10 protein-coding genes are annotated in these 18,259 nt (G+C 50.4%); all 10 read left to right on the top strand.

Annotation, left to right across the window (positions count from 1 at the left end):
* Window positions 1-76 precede the first annotated feature (76 nt).
* Window positions 77-1,777, top strand: coding sequence for a GspE/PulE family protein (locus HG66A1_RS27435; RefSeq protein WP_145191830.1), 1,701 nt, complete (start codon window positions 77-79; stop codon window positions 1,775-1,777).
* Window positions 1,778-2,179: 402 nt separating this feature from the next.
* Window positions 2,180-3,301 (top strand): type IV pilus twitching motility protein PilT, encoded by a 1,122-nt coding sequence (locus HG66A1_RS27430; protein ID WP_145044427.1) that lies wholly within the window; start codon window positions 2,180-2,182, stop codon window positions 3,299-3,301.
* A gap of 80 nt (window positions 3,302-3,381) precedes the next feature.
* The gene (locus tag HG66A1_RS27425) at window positions 3,382-5,088 is read left to right on the top strand and encodes a GspE/PulE family protein (RefSeq protein WP_145044426.1); all 1,707 of its coding nucleotides are present in this window, start codon (window positions 3,382-3,384) and stop codon (window positions 5,086-5,088) included.
* Window positions 5,089-5,150: 62 nt separating this feature from the next.
* The gene (locus HG66A1_RS27420; RefSeq protein WP_145191828.1) at window positions 5,151-6,413 is read left to right on the top strand and encodes a type II secretion system F family protein; all 1,263 of its coding nucleotides are present in this window, start codon (window positions 5,151-5,153) and stop codon (window positions 6,411-6,413) included.
* Between the two features lie 240 nt (window positions 6,414-6,653).
* Window positions 6,654-7,538, top strand: coding sequence for a prepilin-type N-terminal cleavage/methylation domain-containing protein (locus HG66A1_RS27415; RefSeq protein WP_145191826.1), 885 nt, complete (start codon window positions 6,654-6,656; stop codon window positions 7,536-7,538).
* On the top strand, window positions 7,535-8,608 hold the full coding sequence (locus tag HG66A1_RS27410) for a type II secretion system protein (RefSeq protein ID WP_145191824.1): 1,074 nt from the start codon (window positions 7,535-7,537) through the stop codon (window positions 8,606-8,608). The genes HG66A1_RS27415 and HG66A1_RS27410 overlap by 4 nt, the downstream gene beginning before the upstream one ends.
* Window positions 8,609-8,613: 5 nt before the next feature.
* On the top strand, window positions 8,614-10,005 hold the full coding sequence (locus HG66A1_RS27405) for a Tfp pilus assembly protein FimT/FimU (protein WP_145191821.1): 1,392 nt from the start codon (window positions 8,614-8,616) through the stop codon (window positions 10,003-10,005).
* Window positions 10,002-11,318, top strand: coding sequence for a hypothetical protein (locus tag HG66A1_RS27400; protein WP_145191819.1), 1,317 nt, complete (start codon window positions 10,002-10,004; stop codon window positions 11,316-11,318). The genes HG66A1_RS27405 and HG66A1_RS27400 overlap by 4 nt, the downstream gene beginning before the upstream one ends.
* A gap of 53 nt (window positions 11,319-11,371) precedes the next feature.
* On the top strand, window positions 11,372-12,988 hold the full coding sequence (locus HG66A1_RS27395; protein WP_145191816.1) for a type II secretion system protein: 1,617 nt from the start codon (window positions 11,372-11,374) through the stop codon (window positions 12,986-12,988).
* Between the two features lie 83 nt (window positions 12,989-13,071).
* Window positions 13,072-18,021, top strand: coding sequence for a hypothetical protein (locus HG66A1_RS27390; protein WP_145191813.1), 4,950 nt, complete (start codon window positions 13,072-13,074; stop codon window positions 18,019-18,021).
* The last annotated feature ends 238 nt before the right edge of the window (window positions 18,022-18,259 follow it).

The raw sequence follows: 18,259 nt of genomic DNA, 5'->3' as shown, positions 1-18,259 counted from the left end.
TGATTCCCTGCATGCGTTATGGGACAAACAAAAAGCGTTGCTGGTGAAATCTGATTCTAATCCGTGGAGAAATTGAATGGCCGATGATTGGATGCAACAGTTAGTCGATGATGGATATCTTGGTCCCGCGCAGCTGGACGAAGCCTCCAGTCTGGCCAGTTCGATGGGGATTTCACCTGGGGAAGCACTGGTCAAACTGGGCTACGTGGGAGCCGAAGTGATCGCCCAGGCCCAGGCATCCATGTATGGTTATGAGTTCGTTGAACTGGAAGGCCTGGAAATTCCCCAGTCCGTGATCGAACTCGTGCCGGAGTCCATGGCCCGTGAAAACACGGTTATTCCAGTGGGTATGCGGGGGGATTCGCTGCAGATCGCCCTGCACGACCCGATGAAATACGAAGTTCTGGACAAGCTACGATTCATTATCAACCGCGATATTGACGTGGTGATGGCCCCCATCGAAGCGATTCAGGCCGCAATCAACCGGCATTATGGTCAAAGTGAGACTGAGTCGGTCGATACGATGCTGAAAGAGTTCACTGAAACTCAGATTGATATCACCGCGACCGAACTGGCGACATCCACCAGCGTGGAAGAAGAGGACGAGACTGCCCCCGTTATCCGTCTGGCTAACCTGATCATCAGTGAAGCGGTTAATATGCGGGCCAGTGATATTCATGTCGAGCCCTTCGAAGACCGGATCCGGATTCGGTACCGGATCGATGGTTCGCTGATCGAGCGAGACAGCCCTCCCCGCCGTCTGCTGTCCGCCCTGGTCTCCCGTTTCAAGATTATGGCGAAAATGGATATCGCCGAAAAACGTCGTCCTCAGGACGGTCGGATCAAGACCACCATTTCCGGTAAGGACTATGACCTGCGTGTCAGTATTCTGCCAACCAACCATGGCCAGGCAGTGGTCATGCGTATTCTGGACCGGGATAACATTAAAGTCGGGATTCGAAACCTCGGGTTCTCAGAAGAGAACTACCGCCGCTTCCAGACGATCATTCGGCGCCCTAACGGCATCTTTCTCGTGACGGGGCCGACGGGGAGTGGTAAGACTACAACTTTGTATAGTGCTCTGGGAGAGTTGAACCGACCCGACCGGAAGATCATTACCGCCGAAGACCCGGTCGAATACTATCTGCCGGGTATCAATCAGGTGGAGGTGAAGCACAGTATCGGCCTGGACTTCTCTCGAATTATTCGTGCCATGTTGCGACAGGCCCCCAACGTGATCCTCGTTGGGGAAATTCGCGATGTGGAAACTGCCGAGATGGCAATTCAAGCATCTTTGACAGGACACTTGGTATTCAGTACGCTACATACGAACGACGCGCCCAGTTCTATTACACGTTTGATCGATATGGGTGTACAGCCGTTCCTTGTGGCTTCCAGTGTGATGGCGGTCATGGCACAGCGTCTGGTACGTGTTGTCTGTGGTAAATGTGTGGAGCAATACACACCCGATCCAGGGGAGCTGGAGTACCTCGGTATCACCTCCAGCCAGATGGAGAAAGCGATCTTCAATCGAGGCAAGGGTTGTAACACATGTTCACATACTGGCTTCAAAGGGCGTAAGGCGGTTTTTGAGCTGATGATGATGAATTCCGCTATACGTGAGATGACTTTCCGCAGTGAGGCTTCACAAAATATTCGGCGGCAGGCCATCCTGCACGGGATGAAATCACTTGCAGAGGATGCTACTGATAAGGCCCTGCTGGGCATCACAACACTCTCGGAAGCAATGAAGCTGGCTAAGGGCATGGATTCTTAATCTGGTCGCGTTTAGGCACGCTGTTTCAGGAGTATTTTAAAGGCAATCACCCGGTTCCAGGTGCAGATCGTTCTGACTTTTCATGTGAAGATATTGATCTAAATTCCCTGATTTTGTTGAGTTTTGCCTGACATTACCGGATAATTACATCGGATTCGCACTCAAAAGCGGCCCGAATTCATAAATACATTTCTAAATCGTCTTATCTAAATCTACGTTATTTTGTTCTCGGATAACTTGTTACATCAGGTGGTTCACGGAAAGCCGGAAGTTCATGATCGTTCTGAGAAAAGGATTGCCTCAAGTCACAGAATGATCCTTGATTTCCAGCGTTGATCGCATTTCCGATCTTCGTCGAACACGCTCCAGATCCAAATATCGCGTTTTCAGAAAGTACTTTGGATGGCAACAGTTCAGATTGATAAATTGCTGGAGACTGTCGTTAAAGAAAAGGTGAGTGACCTGCACATCACCACCGGGCAGCCTCCTGTTGTACGCGTCGGGGGCCGCATGGTCCGCCTGGAAACCAAAAGTCTGGAGCCGGACGATACTGTCGCGTTGATGAAGAGTATCACACCCGAACGAAACCAGCAGGAACTGCAGGAAGTCGGGGGGACCGACTTCGGATTCGCCTTTGGGGAAAAAGCGCGTTTTCGAGTGTCCGTCTTCAAGCAGCGCGGCCAAATCGGTATGGTGCTGCGTCGAATTCCTAACGAGTTCCTCACGTTCGAACAGCTGGGATTGCCCAAGGTAATCGGTGACCTGCTGGAACGTCCCCGAGGTCTGTTCCTGGTGACAGGTCCAACCGGGTCAGGAAAGACAACCAGCCTCGCGAGTATGATCAATCACATGAACGATACGATGGATCACCACATCATCACGATGGAAGATCCGATCGAGTACTATCACCAGCATAAAAAATCGACCATTAACCAGCGTGAGATCGGCGTGGATGTGCCGACCTTCCCCGAAGCACTGCGACGTGCTCTGCGACAGGACCCGGACGTGATTCTCGTGGGGGAAATGCGAGACCTGGAAACCATTTCAGCGGCGATTACCGCTGCGGAAACGGGGCACGTTGTGTTTGGAACGCTGCACACCACTGGTGCTCAGGGAACGGTAGACCGAATTATCGACGTGTTCCCTACCAGTCAGCAGGACCAGATCCGCACGCAGCTTTCCAGTTCGATTATCGGGATTCTAAGTCAGGCGCTGATGCCCAAGAAACCCAAGGGGCTGGTCGCCGCTTATGAAATGCTGGTCGTTACGCCCGCGATCGCGAACCTGATTCGCGAAGCGAAAACCTATCGTATCAACTCCAGTATTCAGACAGGGCGTAAATTCGGGATGCAGCTGCTCGACGATGCGTTGTTTAATCTCTGGCGCGACGGGTTGTGTGAAGAAAAAGATGTTGTCATTCGCTCCAATAATCCAGGTGAGTTGAAAGCCAAGATTGCGATGGCCAAGAAGGGCCTCCTTGAAGATGACGATGATGACGACGAAGATGATGACTTTGAGGATTGAGATCAAAGCAGAAAGGCGACACAGTAACGTCGTCCTTTTCTGTCTGGAATAAACTAGGTGTTAATCAGAGGTAGACACACATGGCAGCACGACGCCTTGGTCAAATCATGGTCGATCTGGGATACATTTCAGAAGATCAGTTGTGGGATATTCTGGAAGAACAGAAGCAGAGTCCGGGGGAAGTGATCGGCCAGGTGGCGATCCGCATGGGCCTCGTGACTGACGAGCAGGTCACCCAGGCACTCGCCGAACAGTGGGGTATGCCTGTTGTTGAACTGAGTGAAACCAATATTCCTCCCAAGGTGCTGGAACTGGTTCCGGAAACGATGGCCTCGATTTACAAGATCATGCCCGTTTCCCTGAAGGACGGCGTGTTAACCGTCGCCATGGCTGATCCTCAGAACGTGGCAGCCCTCGATGACCTGCGCAACTTTCTGGGATACGACGTCCGCGGTGCGGTTTCGAACCTGAAAGATGTTGAAGCGGCCATCGAACGGCATTACTCCGAGCATCAGGACAGCATCGAAGACGTCATCGGTGCCATCGAGGATGAACTGGGTGAGGAGACCGGCAAAAACGTCTACAACATCACTGATACGGATGAACTCGTCGATGCGGCTCCAATTCGTAAGCTGCTCAACATGGTCATGCTGCTGGCGATCAAAGATAAAGCTTCCGACATCCACATGGAACCGTTTGAAGATGAATTCAAGATCCGTGTTCGCGCCGACGGTGTGCTGTATGAAATGGTTCCCCCTCCCCGCCACCTGGCGAATGCCATCGTCTCCCGTATCAAAATTATGGCCGACCTCGATATCGCCGAACGGCGTCTGCCGCAGGACGGTCGTATCGAATTGAACGTCGGCGGCAACCCGGTCGACTTGCGTGTCAGTGTGCTGCCTACCCTGTTCGGCGAAGCGGTCGTTATGCGAGTTCTGGACCGGACCGTGGTTCAGCTCGACCTGAATAAAATCGGCATGGATCCCAATACACTCACCCGTTTCCGCGAAATGATTCATCGCCCCAACGGGATCGTACTGGTGACCGGCCCGACGGGGAGTGGGAAAACCACGACCCTTTACTCGGCGCTGAACGAACTCAACGTCATCGAAGAAAAAATTATTACAACCGAAGACCCGATCGAGTACGACATCGACGGACTGATTCAGGTCCCGGTGAATCCCGATATCCAGGTGACCTTCGCTTCAGTGCTGCGGGCGATTCTGCGACACGATCCCGACCAGATTCTGATCGGCGAGATTCGTGACTACGAAACCGCCGAAATCGCGGTGCAGAGTGCGTTGACCGGTCACCTTGTATTCAGCACGTTGCACACCAACGATGCACCGTCGGCGATCACCCGACTGCGCGATATGGGGGTTCCAACCTTCTTGATCACCGCAACGGTTGAAGCAATTCAGGCACAACGTCTGGTGCGAACCATCTGTAAAGAGTGCCGGACCGAGTTCGAGCCCAGTGATGAGTTGCTTATGGAACTGCAGCTACCCATCGAGCAGGCACGACAGTACAGCTTCTACTACGGAAAAGGTTGTGCCACCTGTAATAACTCGGGATACAAAGGCCGTACCGGTCTGTATGAACTCATGGACGTCACCGATGAAATTCGCGACCTGATTACCGAGGACGCGTCGGTCGACGACATTCGGAATGTGGCACGCAGCCAGGGAATGACCACGCTGCGTGAAGCCGGGCTGAAACTGATTTTTGACGGAGTCACCACGATCGATGAGGTCGTACGGGAAACCGTTATGGAAGATATCGAATAATCTGGTACCACCAGGTACATGCAAAACACACTTTTCAAGACGACTAATGACGGAGTAACGCCATGCCGGTTTATCAGTATGAGGCCATGGATAACACAGGGCTCGAGGTCAAAGACACCATCGAAGCGCCTTCCGAAGCCGATGCCCAGACCATGATCAAAGAGAAGGGCTTTTTCGTTACCAAAATTGCTGAAAAAGGCCGCGGCAAAAAACAGAAAAAAGGAGCAGGCGGCAAAGGGGGGGCAGCTGCCAAGAAAGCCAGCGCCAAGAAAGGTGGATTCTCCATCGGCGGCGTGCGTCCCAAACAGCTTTGTACCTTTACGCGTCAGTTATCCACGCTGCAGGACGCTGGTCTGCCCATTCTGAGAAGTCTGCGAATTCTGGAATCGCAGGCCAAGCCGGGGCCGCTCAAAGCTTCCCTGGATGGCGTCATTGAAGACATTGAATCGGGCAACACGCTCTCCGAAGCCATGGCCAAGCAGCCTAAGTGTTTCGATAACCTGTACGTCAACATGGTGAAAGCCGGTGAGGCAGGTGGTGCGCTCGAAATCATTCTGCAGCGTCTGGCCGAGTTCAAGGAACGGGCCCAGAGTCTGAAGAAGAAAGTGCAGGGGGCAATGATCTATCCGGTCGCCGTGATCACGGTAGCCAGTTTGATCGTGGGCTTCATTATGTACTGGATTATTCCGAAGTTCAAAAAAATCTTCCTCGACTTCGGTACCGAACTGCCCGGTATTACGCTCATGCTCATGAATATGAGTGATATCGTGGTGAACTACTTTTATCTCTTCCCGGCCGTTCCGATTGCGCTCTGGATCTTCATCAAGATTGTGAGGAAGAACAAGAAAGGAGCGTTTATTGTCGACTGGATTTCGCTACGAATACCCTTGCTAGGCAAGATTATCAGTAAGTCGGTGACCGCGCGAACCTGTCGAACGCTGGGGACTTTGATTTCATCCGGGGTGCCCATTCTGGAAGCGATTATCATCGCCCGTGACACGGCGGGGAACATGGTTTTCCAGCGGGCCTTCGATACGATTTATGCCGCGATCCGCGAAGGGGAGACCATGGCGGTTCCACTGAAGGAAGCCCGGATTGTGGATGATATCGTGGTCAACATGGTGGACGTGGGTGAAGAGACCGGTGCACTCGACGACATGCTCTACAAGGTGGCGGATGTGTACGACGAAGAGGTCGCCGTGCTCGTGGATGCCCTGGTGAGTCTGCTGGAACCTCTGATGGTAATCGTACTGGGGCTCATCGTAGGTTTCATCGTGATCGCACTCTTCATGCCTCTGATTAAATTGCTCAACGATTTGTCCTAGTTATATCGTAGTATTTTGAGAGGGGTGTTGCAGAATAATACAACATTTCGCCCCTTTCTGGTACTGACCATTATGCGATAAGTCTAATTATAAGTATCACTTATTGTGAATAGTGAAAGTCGGGCATAAAATTTGCCCTATATATATCGTAGAAAAGTCCCGGCTAAACCCGCCTGTATCAGGCAAAAGGGATGTTTTCTAATGCTAAAATGAATCAATGAAAAGAGTTAGGAGTTAGAAATGCAAAAACGGTCGCCAAAAGCCCCTTCGGCGTCGCAGCACAACAGGAGTGCGTTTACTCTGATCGAGCTCATGATTGTGATCGTGATCATCCTGATTCTGATCGGCCTCCTCATTCCCGCCGTAGGTGCCGTCCGTCTCCGGGCGCAGCAGCAACAGGTACGCTCGGAAATTGGGAGCCTGGAAGCAGCTATCACTGCCTTCAGGCAGGATTTTGGTATGGATCCTCCCAGTGGTATCAATTTGTATGAAACTAGTTCTGGATGGGCAAGTGATCAGCGCAGTAAGGGTTTGATTCGTAAGATGTGGCCCCAGTTCGATTTTAGCCTGGGAAGAGATATTAACAAAGACGGCACAGTCTCTACCGGGGCTGCGGGGCAAATCCCCCTCAACGCAGGTGAGTGCCTCGTGTTCTTTCTGGGAGGCATCTGGGATGTTTCCGGGAAAACGCCGAATGGGTTCTCGAAAAATTCGGCAAATCCTTTTGCCGTGGCAAATGCCGGTGGCGGACGCCTCGGGCCCTATATGGAATTCGACACATCCCGCTTCGTGGATATTGATTCAGACGGTGCTCCCGAATATCTGGATTCATTTCCCAGTCAACAGAAGCCATACCTGTATTTCAGTAGTTATGACGGACGCGGCTACCGTGTTTCGGAAGTTACCGGGACTGGAATGGTAGACGTTTATCGCTTGGGAGATCCTACAACGCCCCCCCCGACAAACGACGTTCCTTTTAAGGCCAAGTCTTACCAGATTATTTCTCCTGGGGCTGATTTCGATTACGGTACCGGAGGGAATTACGATCCGAAGAGAAATCTCCCAGGTAATCGATCCGCCGAATCAGATAATATTACGAATTTCGTCAATACATCCATTCAGTGATATGGGTCAAGAATCTTAATCAAGCCGGGTCAGGTTTATATATGCGACGTATAGCAACTAATCAGGTAATTCGATTCAATCGAAGTGGTTTCACACTTGTCGAATTGATGATTGTCATTAGCATTTTGCTCTTTCTAGTTGCCACATCCGCATTTGTCGTGCGAAACATTGGTAATAAGGCGCGGGAAAAAGCAACCATGGCGACAATAGTCAAAGTGAACGGCATGGTGCAGGACCGCATTGAAGCGATGCGGAAGGCGCTCGATTCATCCAAAAACCAGTCACAGATTCAATCACTGGTGGGGCAGAAATATGCATCACTGGTTAATAACTATGGAGCAAAATACCGCAGTATTCCTAAACCGGTCGTCGAAATTCTGGTTCGCAAAGATATTTTTAGACAGAATCTTCCACAGTACATCGAAGAGAATTCTCAGGTAAACGGAGAAATGGGGGCGGCTGCCGGTGTTCTTGGCGCAGATGCCGGGGCCAGTATCAGTTCGGAATACCTGTATTATATTTTAACGAACCATGAAACATATGGGTTACCGCCGGTCGGAGAAGATTCTTTTTCGACTTCAGAAGTTGCTGACACTGATGGAGATGGTCTGATGGAATTCGTCGACGGGTGGGGGAGACCACTGCGGTTCTATCGTTGGCCAACCCGTCTAATCAAGCCCGATGGTTCGACCATTCGGCGGGATATTGCCGGTGCATTTTTCAATGGTCTGCCACCAGCATCTGCAGCCGGCTTTAATGAACAGGATCCACTTGAAATAGATGCCGACGATCCTCTGTCACGTATTCAACATGAAAACGAGCGCTCGGGCGATCTCTTGACTCCTCTGTTTAACAGTAACTTGGATGCTCAGTATTTGACTGGGCAGTATGGCGTCATGAATACCTTCTGGATGCCCCTGATCGTTTCCGCTGGTGAAGATGGAATTCTGGGGCTGCAGGAACCTCATGATAAAACCAATACAGGTGTGCTGGCACAGCCAGTCATTCCTGTGGCCGAAGGGATTTTTGATAACATCACCAATCACAATCAACGAGCCGGAGGCAGGTAACGTCTATGTACGCCTTTCATAAGGACAATCAGTTACCGCAGCGATTCACGATGAAACGCCGCACTGGCTTTACGCTGGTCGAGTTACTGGTCGTGATTTCAATCCTGGCAATTCTCGTCGTGATGACCGTCTCTTCGATTAATCTCGCGCTCTCCAGTGATGTGACACGCAGTGCCTCACGCCAGGTGCAGTCTTACCTGGCTGGTGCCCGTGACCGGGCCATCTATGCTAAGGAGCCGCGGGGAGTCCGTTTCCTGATTGATCCGAACGATCCCACAATCGTTACCAGCATGGTCTATATCGCCTCCAGCCCCGACTGGATTCAGGGCGTCATCCGCCTGGAACGTATAGACACAACTGGAAACTCCACCCCGGATACAATCCTGCACGTACGTGGTAACGGGACTGACTGGCGATTTCTATATCTACGCAAACAACTCAAGGATGGAGCCCGCATCAAGATCCCCGGTGATGCCAGTGGTTCCTGGTATACAATCGATCTCAATAATTCACCAATTTCAGAACCTGAACCAGCAAATCCCAACTCTCCATTGCCGAACGAATACAATTGGAGGACGGACGAAATACTACGGCTGTCGACCCCCTATCGTGATCCAGGAACTTCTGATCCTGATCAACAGGTTGCGTTTGCACCAGGCAGTGGGCCGTCTACCTACCTTCTGGAATTACCTCCTGTGGTACTTTCAGGTGAGGAGCCTACCCTGCTGCCCAACAACACATGTATTGATCTCGATCGCTCCTATTTGCCAGCCAGTTGGCGGATAACAGGACGGTCCTTCGGTGATGATGGTCAGCCTGGTGTGGCTGGTGTTAATGATGATGGTTCCGGTGGCAATGACGACCTCAATGAATACCTCTGGGCTGGTAGCGATGATCATCGCCTCTATTCCAGCCAGTTGGATTTAATGTTCTCTCCACGTGGCTCTGTTACTGGCAGTGAGGCAGGTGGGGGTAAAATCCATTTTGTGATTGACGCCATCGAAAATGTGCAATCTACCTGGAGGAGTACGACGGAATACTATGAAGGGGATCATGTTCTGGTACCAGCCAGGGTAATTCCCCGGTCTCCTCAAAGTTCTGATTTTAATTTCAGACCTTACGACCGTGTCTATACCTGCACGCAGGGGGGAACAAGTGGCAGTATCTCCAGCGTCTTTCTTGATGGCACTGCGCGTGCCGAAGGAACTACTTTCGCCACTGATGGCGGTGTAACTTGGAAGGTCGAGTTGAATACGACTCCTTCGCTACTATCAATCTTTACCCGCACTGGAAATATCAGCGCCTACCCGCTCTTTTATGCCGGCTCAGGATCGGTTTCTTCTGGAGGGGCACCTGATGTGTTTAAATATGCTGAGACCGGGGAGACAGCCAAATGAAAAAGCTTCGTTTCAATACCGGCAAATTGTACATGAAAACCAGCAGCAAACCTGGACGTCAGGGTGTGACTCTGATGGAGGTGCTGATGTCCGTGATGATCATGAGCATCGGCGTTGTTTCGCTGGCGTCATTGTTTCCCATTTCGATTTTGCGTGGGGTTCAGGCCACTCAACTCACGAATTCAACTGTGCTCCGCTACAATGCGGAAGCTCTGATCGATTCACTCCCTCAGCGGCTGCTTTTTGATCCGGATGGAACATTAGAAGCTAATGGACACGTAAGACATCAGCGGGCTAACCGCAAGTATGTAGTCGATCCCTGGGGCGCATATTATGCGAATCTCGATGGTACAGGTCTGGAAGATAATTTCGGTAACGATGGTTCCAATAACCCCGCCATGTTTGTGCGTCGGTTTGATGCTGGTCTGACGACCCAGTTGCCACTCATCAATTATTTTTCACTTTCGGATAGCTGGACCTTACTCTTTGAGGGCGTACCGACAGGAATTAATACTGCCCTGGATACAATCTCTATTGATGCAAACGATATTCTGTCCGGCGCGAATCCTTCCGGGATTCTGTCACTAACAGAGCTACAGACTCTTCTGAATAGCACGGTTGGCAACGGACGCCTGATCATTTACGACACCACTGGTAAACAGATGCAGGTTCGTGCCGTTTCCGGATCAAGTATTAACGCGACCACAGGTGAAGTCAGCCTGGGGACACCGCTGCCGGACAATGGACTCTACAATGGGATTTCCAAAATACGCTTTGAGATTCTGGAGCAGCGATATACATACCTGCTGACTGTCCGTCGGTCGATCGCCACTGATATTGCTGCTGTCGACGTGGTTGTCTTTTTTCGTCGTAATTTCACTCCAGAATATGAAGCCATTCACCAGACCGAAAACTTCGTTGCCGAGTGGTTACCCGGTGACGACATGGGCTGGGGATTTGCTGGTGTAGATGACGACGGTGATAAAGACGATGGAGGTGCGACTGACGAAAAAGAAGGAGAAGCCGGTTGGCCAGGGTCTGATGATTACCGGCGTCGTAGGTTTCGTCTCCGCTACAACACAAGTGTCGAAAAGCCGCTCTTGAAAAAGGGGGGGTATGTCTTCGACGTTATCAATGCTCACTGGTACCGTATTCAGAAAATCGAAAATGAAACCGCGGTCACTGCGGAGATTACTTTGGATCAACCTATCTTACAGTCGATCAATCCCACAGCTGACGGAACGCCAACAGCAGGGCTGATTATCATGCCTAATGTTGTTCAAGTTTACCCATTGGGAAATAAAACTCGTTAGTCTTCAAAAAGCAAAAACGACAGGCAGTAAACAACTATAAAGCGAAGTTATTTATGAACAGAATTCACAGCAGACAACAGGGCCTTTCAAATCGCAGCGCTGAAATCGACAGCGTTCGTACCGGTTTTACGCTGGTCGAAATGCTGGTTTCAGTCGCCCTCGTTCTGCTGATGATGCTGATGTTTACCGAAATTTTCCAGTTGCTCTCAGGGTCAATGACTACCCAGCGCGGGATTTCAGAAAACGATCAGCGCGAGCGGCTCCTGGTAACGCTCTTCCAGTCAGATCTGGATAATCGAACCTTTCAGTATCTGCTGCCCTTGGCAAATTATCGTGATTTCACGACGCCACCGATGACCAAACCACTGCCCACAGATCCGCGGAGCCCTGAGTATCGCAAAACTGAACGTCTGGGATATTTCTACATTTCCGAAAACGATGTCAATGACGATACGGATGACATTCTGCAGTTCACCGTCTCACGCTTTGCTGATCCAAATCAGAAGGATGATACGGAAGACTTTTACTATGGTAAATCGGATATGGCTCAGCCTAATATTCCGTCAGCAGCTCTTCAGTTATCAGCGCATCCCAATCAGCCTGATGCCGACGATGGGCGTATTCTTGCCGATGGAACATCGCAGTCATCCGCGGCTGAAGTCAGTTACTTCCTTCGGGGAAGTAATCTCTATCGCCGGGTGTTGCTGATCCGGGAACCATTAACCATTTCGGGGGTTAATACCTCGCAACCGGTAACAGCTACAGGTGTCCCGTACTTTCTCAGATCCAGTACGGGCAGTCCGGCCCCGCTTTATGGAGAAACGGTTGACAGTAGGCACAATTTCTGGCGCGACTTTGATTTTTCGGCCTTCCGTGCTGAAGCTACGCCACCTGGGTCAGGGGTCTATTATGCCCGCTTCCATGATTTATCAGAACTCGATAATAGTGATGCCAGTAGAAATACGGTGCTTTACCCCCTCGGAATACCACATTTTCGTTATGGCTTTAATCATCTCACTGGTTTATCACGCGAATTCATGACCAGCACGGCGCCATCCAGCCCAACATTGCCGACATTTATCGGGCGATTTACACACGAAGAAACGTCGCATGAGGATTTTAACTATCCACACGATCTTATGCCTGCTTCAATCGGTGGTGGAGGTAATCCGATGGATGCTTCTGGTCCCAGTTTACTGGTTGATTATGAAACGCGAGTTGTGCAGGGGCTTGAAGAAGGTGACCGTCGTTCAGAGGATCTTGTTCTCTCCAATGTCCGCTCGTTTGATATCAAAGTATTCGATGATCTCAAGGGGGACTTTGTTGACATCGGTCGATTCGCCGATGGTCGCTTTGGCACAAACTCCGGTAGTAATATCGACCCTAAGCAGAATACAGTCCATGGTAACGCGACTTATAAAAATGTATTTGATACCTGGCATCCGAATATATCAGTTGGTTCTGACGTTGATCCCCCTTATCCGTTACTGGCTGATAATACTCCAGCGGCTGATCCTCTTTACGATCTGGATAATCAGACAACTGAACATATCCCGAAACCATTGTCGGCTATTCGCATTGTAGTCAGGTACGAAGACCCCTCATCCGGACAGCTTAGGCAAATGACACTGATTCATTCATTGCGGAATAAGTCATCTATTGCGGAATAGGGTTAGCGAAAACAATTCAGCAGGCACGTTCCCCATTGTGCCGGTCCGGGCCACGGCCATTGGTCACACTGGGAGGTTAAGAGATGAAATCTATGAAGCTTAAATTGAAACAAATGGTTCAAACACAGCAGAGTCTCGACCGTCGTGGATCGACGTTGCTGGTCGTGATTGCGCTGCTGGCGATGCTCTCCCTGCTCGGGGTGGTCTTCTACACCTTCGCTGCCCAGGAAGAACGCAGTTCGCAGTATTTTACAGAAGCATCGCTGAACGAAGCTGATACCGGACTTGATGCCGACGTTCTTTTTAACTGGGGGTTGGAGCAATTAATCAAGGGGCCTGAAAAAAGTTTTTACAATAGCGCGTTGCACGGCAAACGCCATTCATTGCTGGCAAATATGTTTGGCACTGATCTGCACCCTTACAGTGGTGAGGGGATCAATGTCATCATGGACACAAATGGCGTCGTTGTCGTCGATCAGAATTATACTGGTTCAGGACCTTCGGGTAACCAGGACTTTCTCGACTTAAATCTAAGCTATGCAGCCCATGGTGGTCCTCCATCAACCAGTGCAGACCAGTTTCCAAAACCTGATGTAGATTACACGGCCCCAGACATCAACAACCTGTTTCTGGCTTACAATGGTTATGCATTTATGTCATCGTCAGGCACCTGGCGACGGGTTGTGATCCCCTCCTTTTTGAGGCCACAGTATTTGCGTAACTCTTCAACTGGTGCTCATGTGACTGACTGGTATGAAAACGATGGATCGGTCAATCCTGCTAATGAAACCACTACGAAATTATTACGGCCCCATCCCAAGCATGAATTTGTCGATTATAAGGGAGTTCCCTCAGGGACCAGCCGATTTTCGAGTTCGTTTCCCTTTCAGCCACTGACCAATCCTGGTGGAAATGCCAGTCTGCATGGCGAACTGGGGATCTTTACGAATTCATTCAACTCAGGCGCTCCAGTAATTGAACTTGATGTCGACAACGATAACGACGGTGTTGTCGAAGGAATCTGGATGGATCTTGATTTTCCTCCTATTCAGAATCCTAATGATCCAACTAAATATATCCTGCCATTGTTTTCGTTTACGGTCTATGACCTCGATGGATTGATCAACCTGAATACAGCCGGCAACATGCGGCGGCCCGGTGATATCGATCTGAATTATAATCCCAGCAGTAATTTCTTTGGCGAACACAGTTCGATTTATACCGACAAGTATCTGTTCCTCTCTCGATCCAACATGGGGCTTTCCTCGCCTGGCGAAATCAATCCACAGTGGGCGCTAAATGCCCGTCCGGAACGTGTTTCCTCTGGGGGAGATCTGGTTGACTCGGCTTCTCTGGCTGATGTATTTGATCAGCATTCGCGGTTCTTTGGAGCATACCCTTATCCTCATGGTAGTTTCCCATCTCCGCGTACCTACACAGCGAGTGATTTTCAGACCGCCTATCAAAGTACTCGCGACTGGCGGGAAAATTCCAATATGGAATATTTCTTCCTGAATTACGGACGCCCCGAATTCAGCGCACCTTCGTCTGGCACCCGGGCAACCAAAACCGAGATCACCGATCTGATTTCGGGTCGTTGGGGGGAACCGGACCGGCTCTATGAAGCACAGCGTAATAACTCTACCGATAATATTTTCGTTGTGGACACCACTGGTAGTACGATCAAAGCCTTTCCACGTCCCGGGCGGACATTAATCGATGATAACGGCAACCGATTTGAGGGAGGTGTATTTGCTGGTTCACTGACTGGTAATCGAGGTAACACCCACTCATTTATGCATCCTCTGGCCTATAACGGATCGGGGCGTAATAACAAGACGGGGGCTGGTTATCGACTGGCCAACATTGGATACAATGGCTGGAAAGGCTATGAAGATTTCGAAATCGCCGGGGGAATTCGCTACAACAGTGACTTGACCTTTTTCAAAAATTCGGTTGCTACTACGAATGAGTATGTAGGAACCCTCGTTGATGAATCTGATGAGATAACAGTGGACCTGGAAAAAGTCAGACGACCCTATGATGAACCTTATATTCCCGACGATCTTGCAATGTTGCACATGGCTCAGTCTGATCAGGATAATACGGGTGTCAGTTCACGATTGTCAGAACTGCTCCCCTTCAACTTTGGTCGAGCATCGACTGTTAACGCACGTGGTGAATCCATCCGTAAAAAATTTACCACTATGAGCTGGGACCGCAAGCAGTTTGGCTTGTCACTTCCTCCTGGTTTTCGAGAATATGAAATCGATTTTGCTCGTAAAGAGTTTCCTCCTTTCAATGCATTTCCGCAAAACCTAAACCCTTTCCGGCCGCCATTGAAGGAATTGTTAAATGTTAAAATCGGAAATGTATCAGAACCCAAAATGCAGATGAAACTGAACCTCAATGAGGTGCTCGTCTTTGATGATACAGGGACCGGTCGTTTTGTTACGACTCGCCCTCTTACACCTCATCCGGGGGAAGATGTCGACGATGATGGTGTTCTGGATCCAGGTGAAGACCTCAATGGTAATAATGTATTGGACAATCTACCTGCCACCGCAATTAATAGCAGTTGGAACAGTGCAAATTTACCCAGCTATCCACCCACCAATACTCAACAACAGGAATTCTGGGCCCGCTATGATCGACAGCTGATGGCCCGTGATATCTACGTTTTGCTGTATACCTTTGGAGGTGCTAATGACCTTCTGGATTATCGATCAGACAATTCAGGTAATGTGCTATACAGTGACGCTCAGCTTAAGGAAATGGCGCAGTACGCTGTCAATGTGGTTGATGCCCTGGATCCCGATGATGTGATTACTCGATTCGAATACGATAAAAACCTTGGGGATGGCTGGGGGCTGGGTGACAATCCTTATCAGACAGGCGATGACGTTCAAGTAGGTCAAAGAGGAGTTGTGTACGGTGTCGAAGCGCAAAAACTGACGCTCGGCGAATTTCTGGCAATCAAAGCACCGAAGGTCGAAGACTCGTCCTCAAATCCGGTCAATCATGACGCGACCGAATACGATGATGAAAAAGATCGCTACTTCTCTTACATCGAACTGCGAAATGCGAGTACCCGCACCGTCAGTTTTGCCAACGATGGCTGGCAGATTCGTCTGGAACCACGCACCGATGGAACTGGTATCAGCGGTGACTACTCAGATCTGGACAGCCTTGCCCCTGATCCTGTCTTGAACGATACTCATAAACGACGTGTCACTCTACGGAGTGGCGCAGTGGGTGGCGGCGGAATCTACAGTATTCGTTCCGCGGGCGACAATGAAAACATGGACCCGATGTCGGGGATGCCGCGCGAGAGTTATTTCCGCGTCGATCCTAACTTCTCAGGGGGCTCACCGACTTATTCGACAATCGTTCCCCGGGACATCACGACTCCTGCAACGGACCTGATTACCGATGATGATGCAAATGACTTTCGGATGACTACCGAAGCAGACACCGTTACTCCCATGTCAACGCGGGGGGATTTTCTGAACGGTTCAAATACGGATGCAGGCAGTACGAATTTCAGTGATCTGACATTCGTTGTGCGTCTGATGCGTCGGGCACATCTGGGGCGTGCTGCTCCAGGTTTAAGTAATGTTGCCGATAACGATGATAACCCATGGGTTGAAGTAGATAGTATGGTCATCAACAACATGAATGAGTTTGCGTTGCAGGAATCAGACATGAGCACGCAGATTCAAACTCAGCTGAATCAGCTGCAAAGTTTTGAACGGTCACAACCACTCTATGCACGTGGTGCTGGTGAAGCATCCCATGCTGCAGGCAGTTCCGGTACAGGTTATCGTGCCAACACGGTAGGGACGACGAACTCCAATACCGGTGCCGGTAATCTGGGCGCTGACGGGTTGCCAGGGATCGCGACCTTTGATGATGATGGTGACTCGACTCCCGATAACGCTGCGGAACGCGGTTGGGCATTTTCTGATGACCGCTCTCGTTTCGATATCTGGCAACCTCATTTTGACCGTGACTTCGCGTCTGTAGTGGAGCTGTTCTCAATTCCGGTCATCGGACCTCATCGGGTGACACGCGATCTGGCCACGGAAGCAGGTTGGCAGACCAGAAGTGACACCACAACGAACGTTGATCGGGCAAATGATGTTCGCTTTGCAGGCATTCAGAAGTTCCTGGATCCGAATGGTCCCGATGACACTAACAACAATGATGACAACCGCTGGTACAGACTGCTCGAATTCGTCGAGGTTCCTACCCGGATGCACCATCAACTAGGGAACCCACTCAGTGAGCCTCGGGTTCCAGGTAAATTGAATCTCAACACGATACGACATCCCTCGGTACTCGCAGCCTTACTCGACGATTCTGATGCCTTTACCATGGATATGTCTGGCAGCGCTGTTAATCCCAGTCTAAATGCACCGCACCTTGGTGGTTCGAACTGGTGGGCTCAGTTTATCCAGTCTCGCGATGCGAAATGTTACGGCATTAATGGTTTATCAGGTGATGAGCCACATATTCCGGGGAACCCCAAAGTACTCGGTCAACAGGCAACACCGTTCCGTGGTTTGCATCAAACCCGGGCAAGCAATGTCAACGATTTGCGCGAGAGTACGGTCTATCGCAGTCTGCCGGCGGATACCGGGAATAACAATAAACGGTTGCTGTTTGAAGTCGCCACCGGGGCAGAGCACCTGGGAACGGCTGGTCCGCTAAACAAAGTTGATTTCCATACGCGTAATCGCCTGTTGTCTAAGATTACTGGCAACACGACTACGCGGAGTAACACTTTTGTGGTCTTCCTGTCGGTGGCTTACTTCGAAGCTACTGGTGCAGGCACTACGACCTACGGCAGTCCGGTGCAGATCGGGGGGCGACTGTCACCCTTTGATGCGACACGGACCGCGAACCAGCCTGACTATCGAGGCTTCTTCGTCATCGACCGGACGCGGGCAGAGCAGGCATTTGAACCCAGCACGGGTAAATTTGACCACTGGAAAAACCTGATTCGTTATCGCCATACGATTCAACAATAAAACTACTGTTTTGCCCGGCTTGTCTAACTGGACAATGGGGTATAATTGATAAATCTGACACAACTGGGAGGGGGAAAGCCATGTTACCTGAGTGAACAACTTCGGTTGCGGGCCACTGGGTAAAGTCATGAGGGGTGGATGTTTACAACGTCTGTTCCGATCAGGCAGGTTAAAGCCGGAGAAGCGTCGGATTCCTGTCAAAACACGTCGAATTAGAGTTTGTTTTTGCTACTTGTAA

The sequence above is a fragment of the Gimesia chilikensis genome, from assembly GCF_007744075.1.
In the GTDB taxonomy this organism is placed as follows: Bacteria; Planctomycetota; Planctomycetia; order Planctomycetales; family Planctomycetaceae; genus Gimesia; species Gimesia chilikensis_A.
This window is presented reverse-complemented; position numbering and strand designations above follow the sequence as displayed.

What these genes read in the sequence shown, in the direction of transcription:
- HG66A1_RS27435 (WP_145191830.1), top strand. Translation starts at nt 77, where the DNA reads ATGGCCGATGATTGGATGCAACAGTTAGTCGATGATGGATATCTTGGT.
- HG66A1_RS27430 (WP_145044427.1), top strand. Translation starts at nt 2,180, where the DNA reads ATGGCAACAGTTCAGATTGATAAATTGCTGGAGACTGTCGTTAAAGAA.
- HG66A1_RS27425 (WP_145044426.1), top strand. Translation starts at nt 3,382, where the DNA reads ATGGCAGCACGACGCCTTGGTCAAATCATGGTCGATCTGGGATACATT.
- HG66A1_RS27420 (WP_145191828.1), top strand. Translation starts at nt 5,151, where the DNA reads ATGCCGGTTTATCAGTATGAGGCCATGGATAACACAGGGCTCGAGGTC.
- HG66A1_RS27415 (WP_145191826.1), top strand. Translation starts at nt 6,654, where the DNA reads ATGCAAAAACGGTCGCCAAAAGCCCCTTCGGCGTCGCAGCACAACAGG.
- HG66A1_RS27405 (WP_145191821.1), top strand. Translation starts at nt 8,614, where the DNA reads ATGTACGCCTTTCATAAGGACAATCAGTTACCGCAGCGATTCACGATG.
- HG66A1_RS27400 (WP_145191819.1), top strand. Translation starts at nt 10,002, where the DNA reads ATGAAAAAGCTTCGTTTCAATACCGGCAAATTGTACATGAAAACCAGC.
- HG66A1_RS27395 (WP_145191816.1), top strand. Translation starts at nt 11,372, where the DNA reads ATGAACAGAATTCACAGCAGACAACAGGGCCTTTCAAATCGCAGCGCT.
- HG66A1_RS27390 (WP_145191813.1), top strand. Translation starts at nt 13,072, where the DNA reads ATGAAATCTATGAAGCTTAAATTGAAACAAATGGTTCAAACACAGCAG.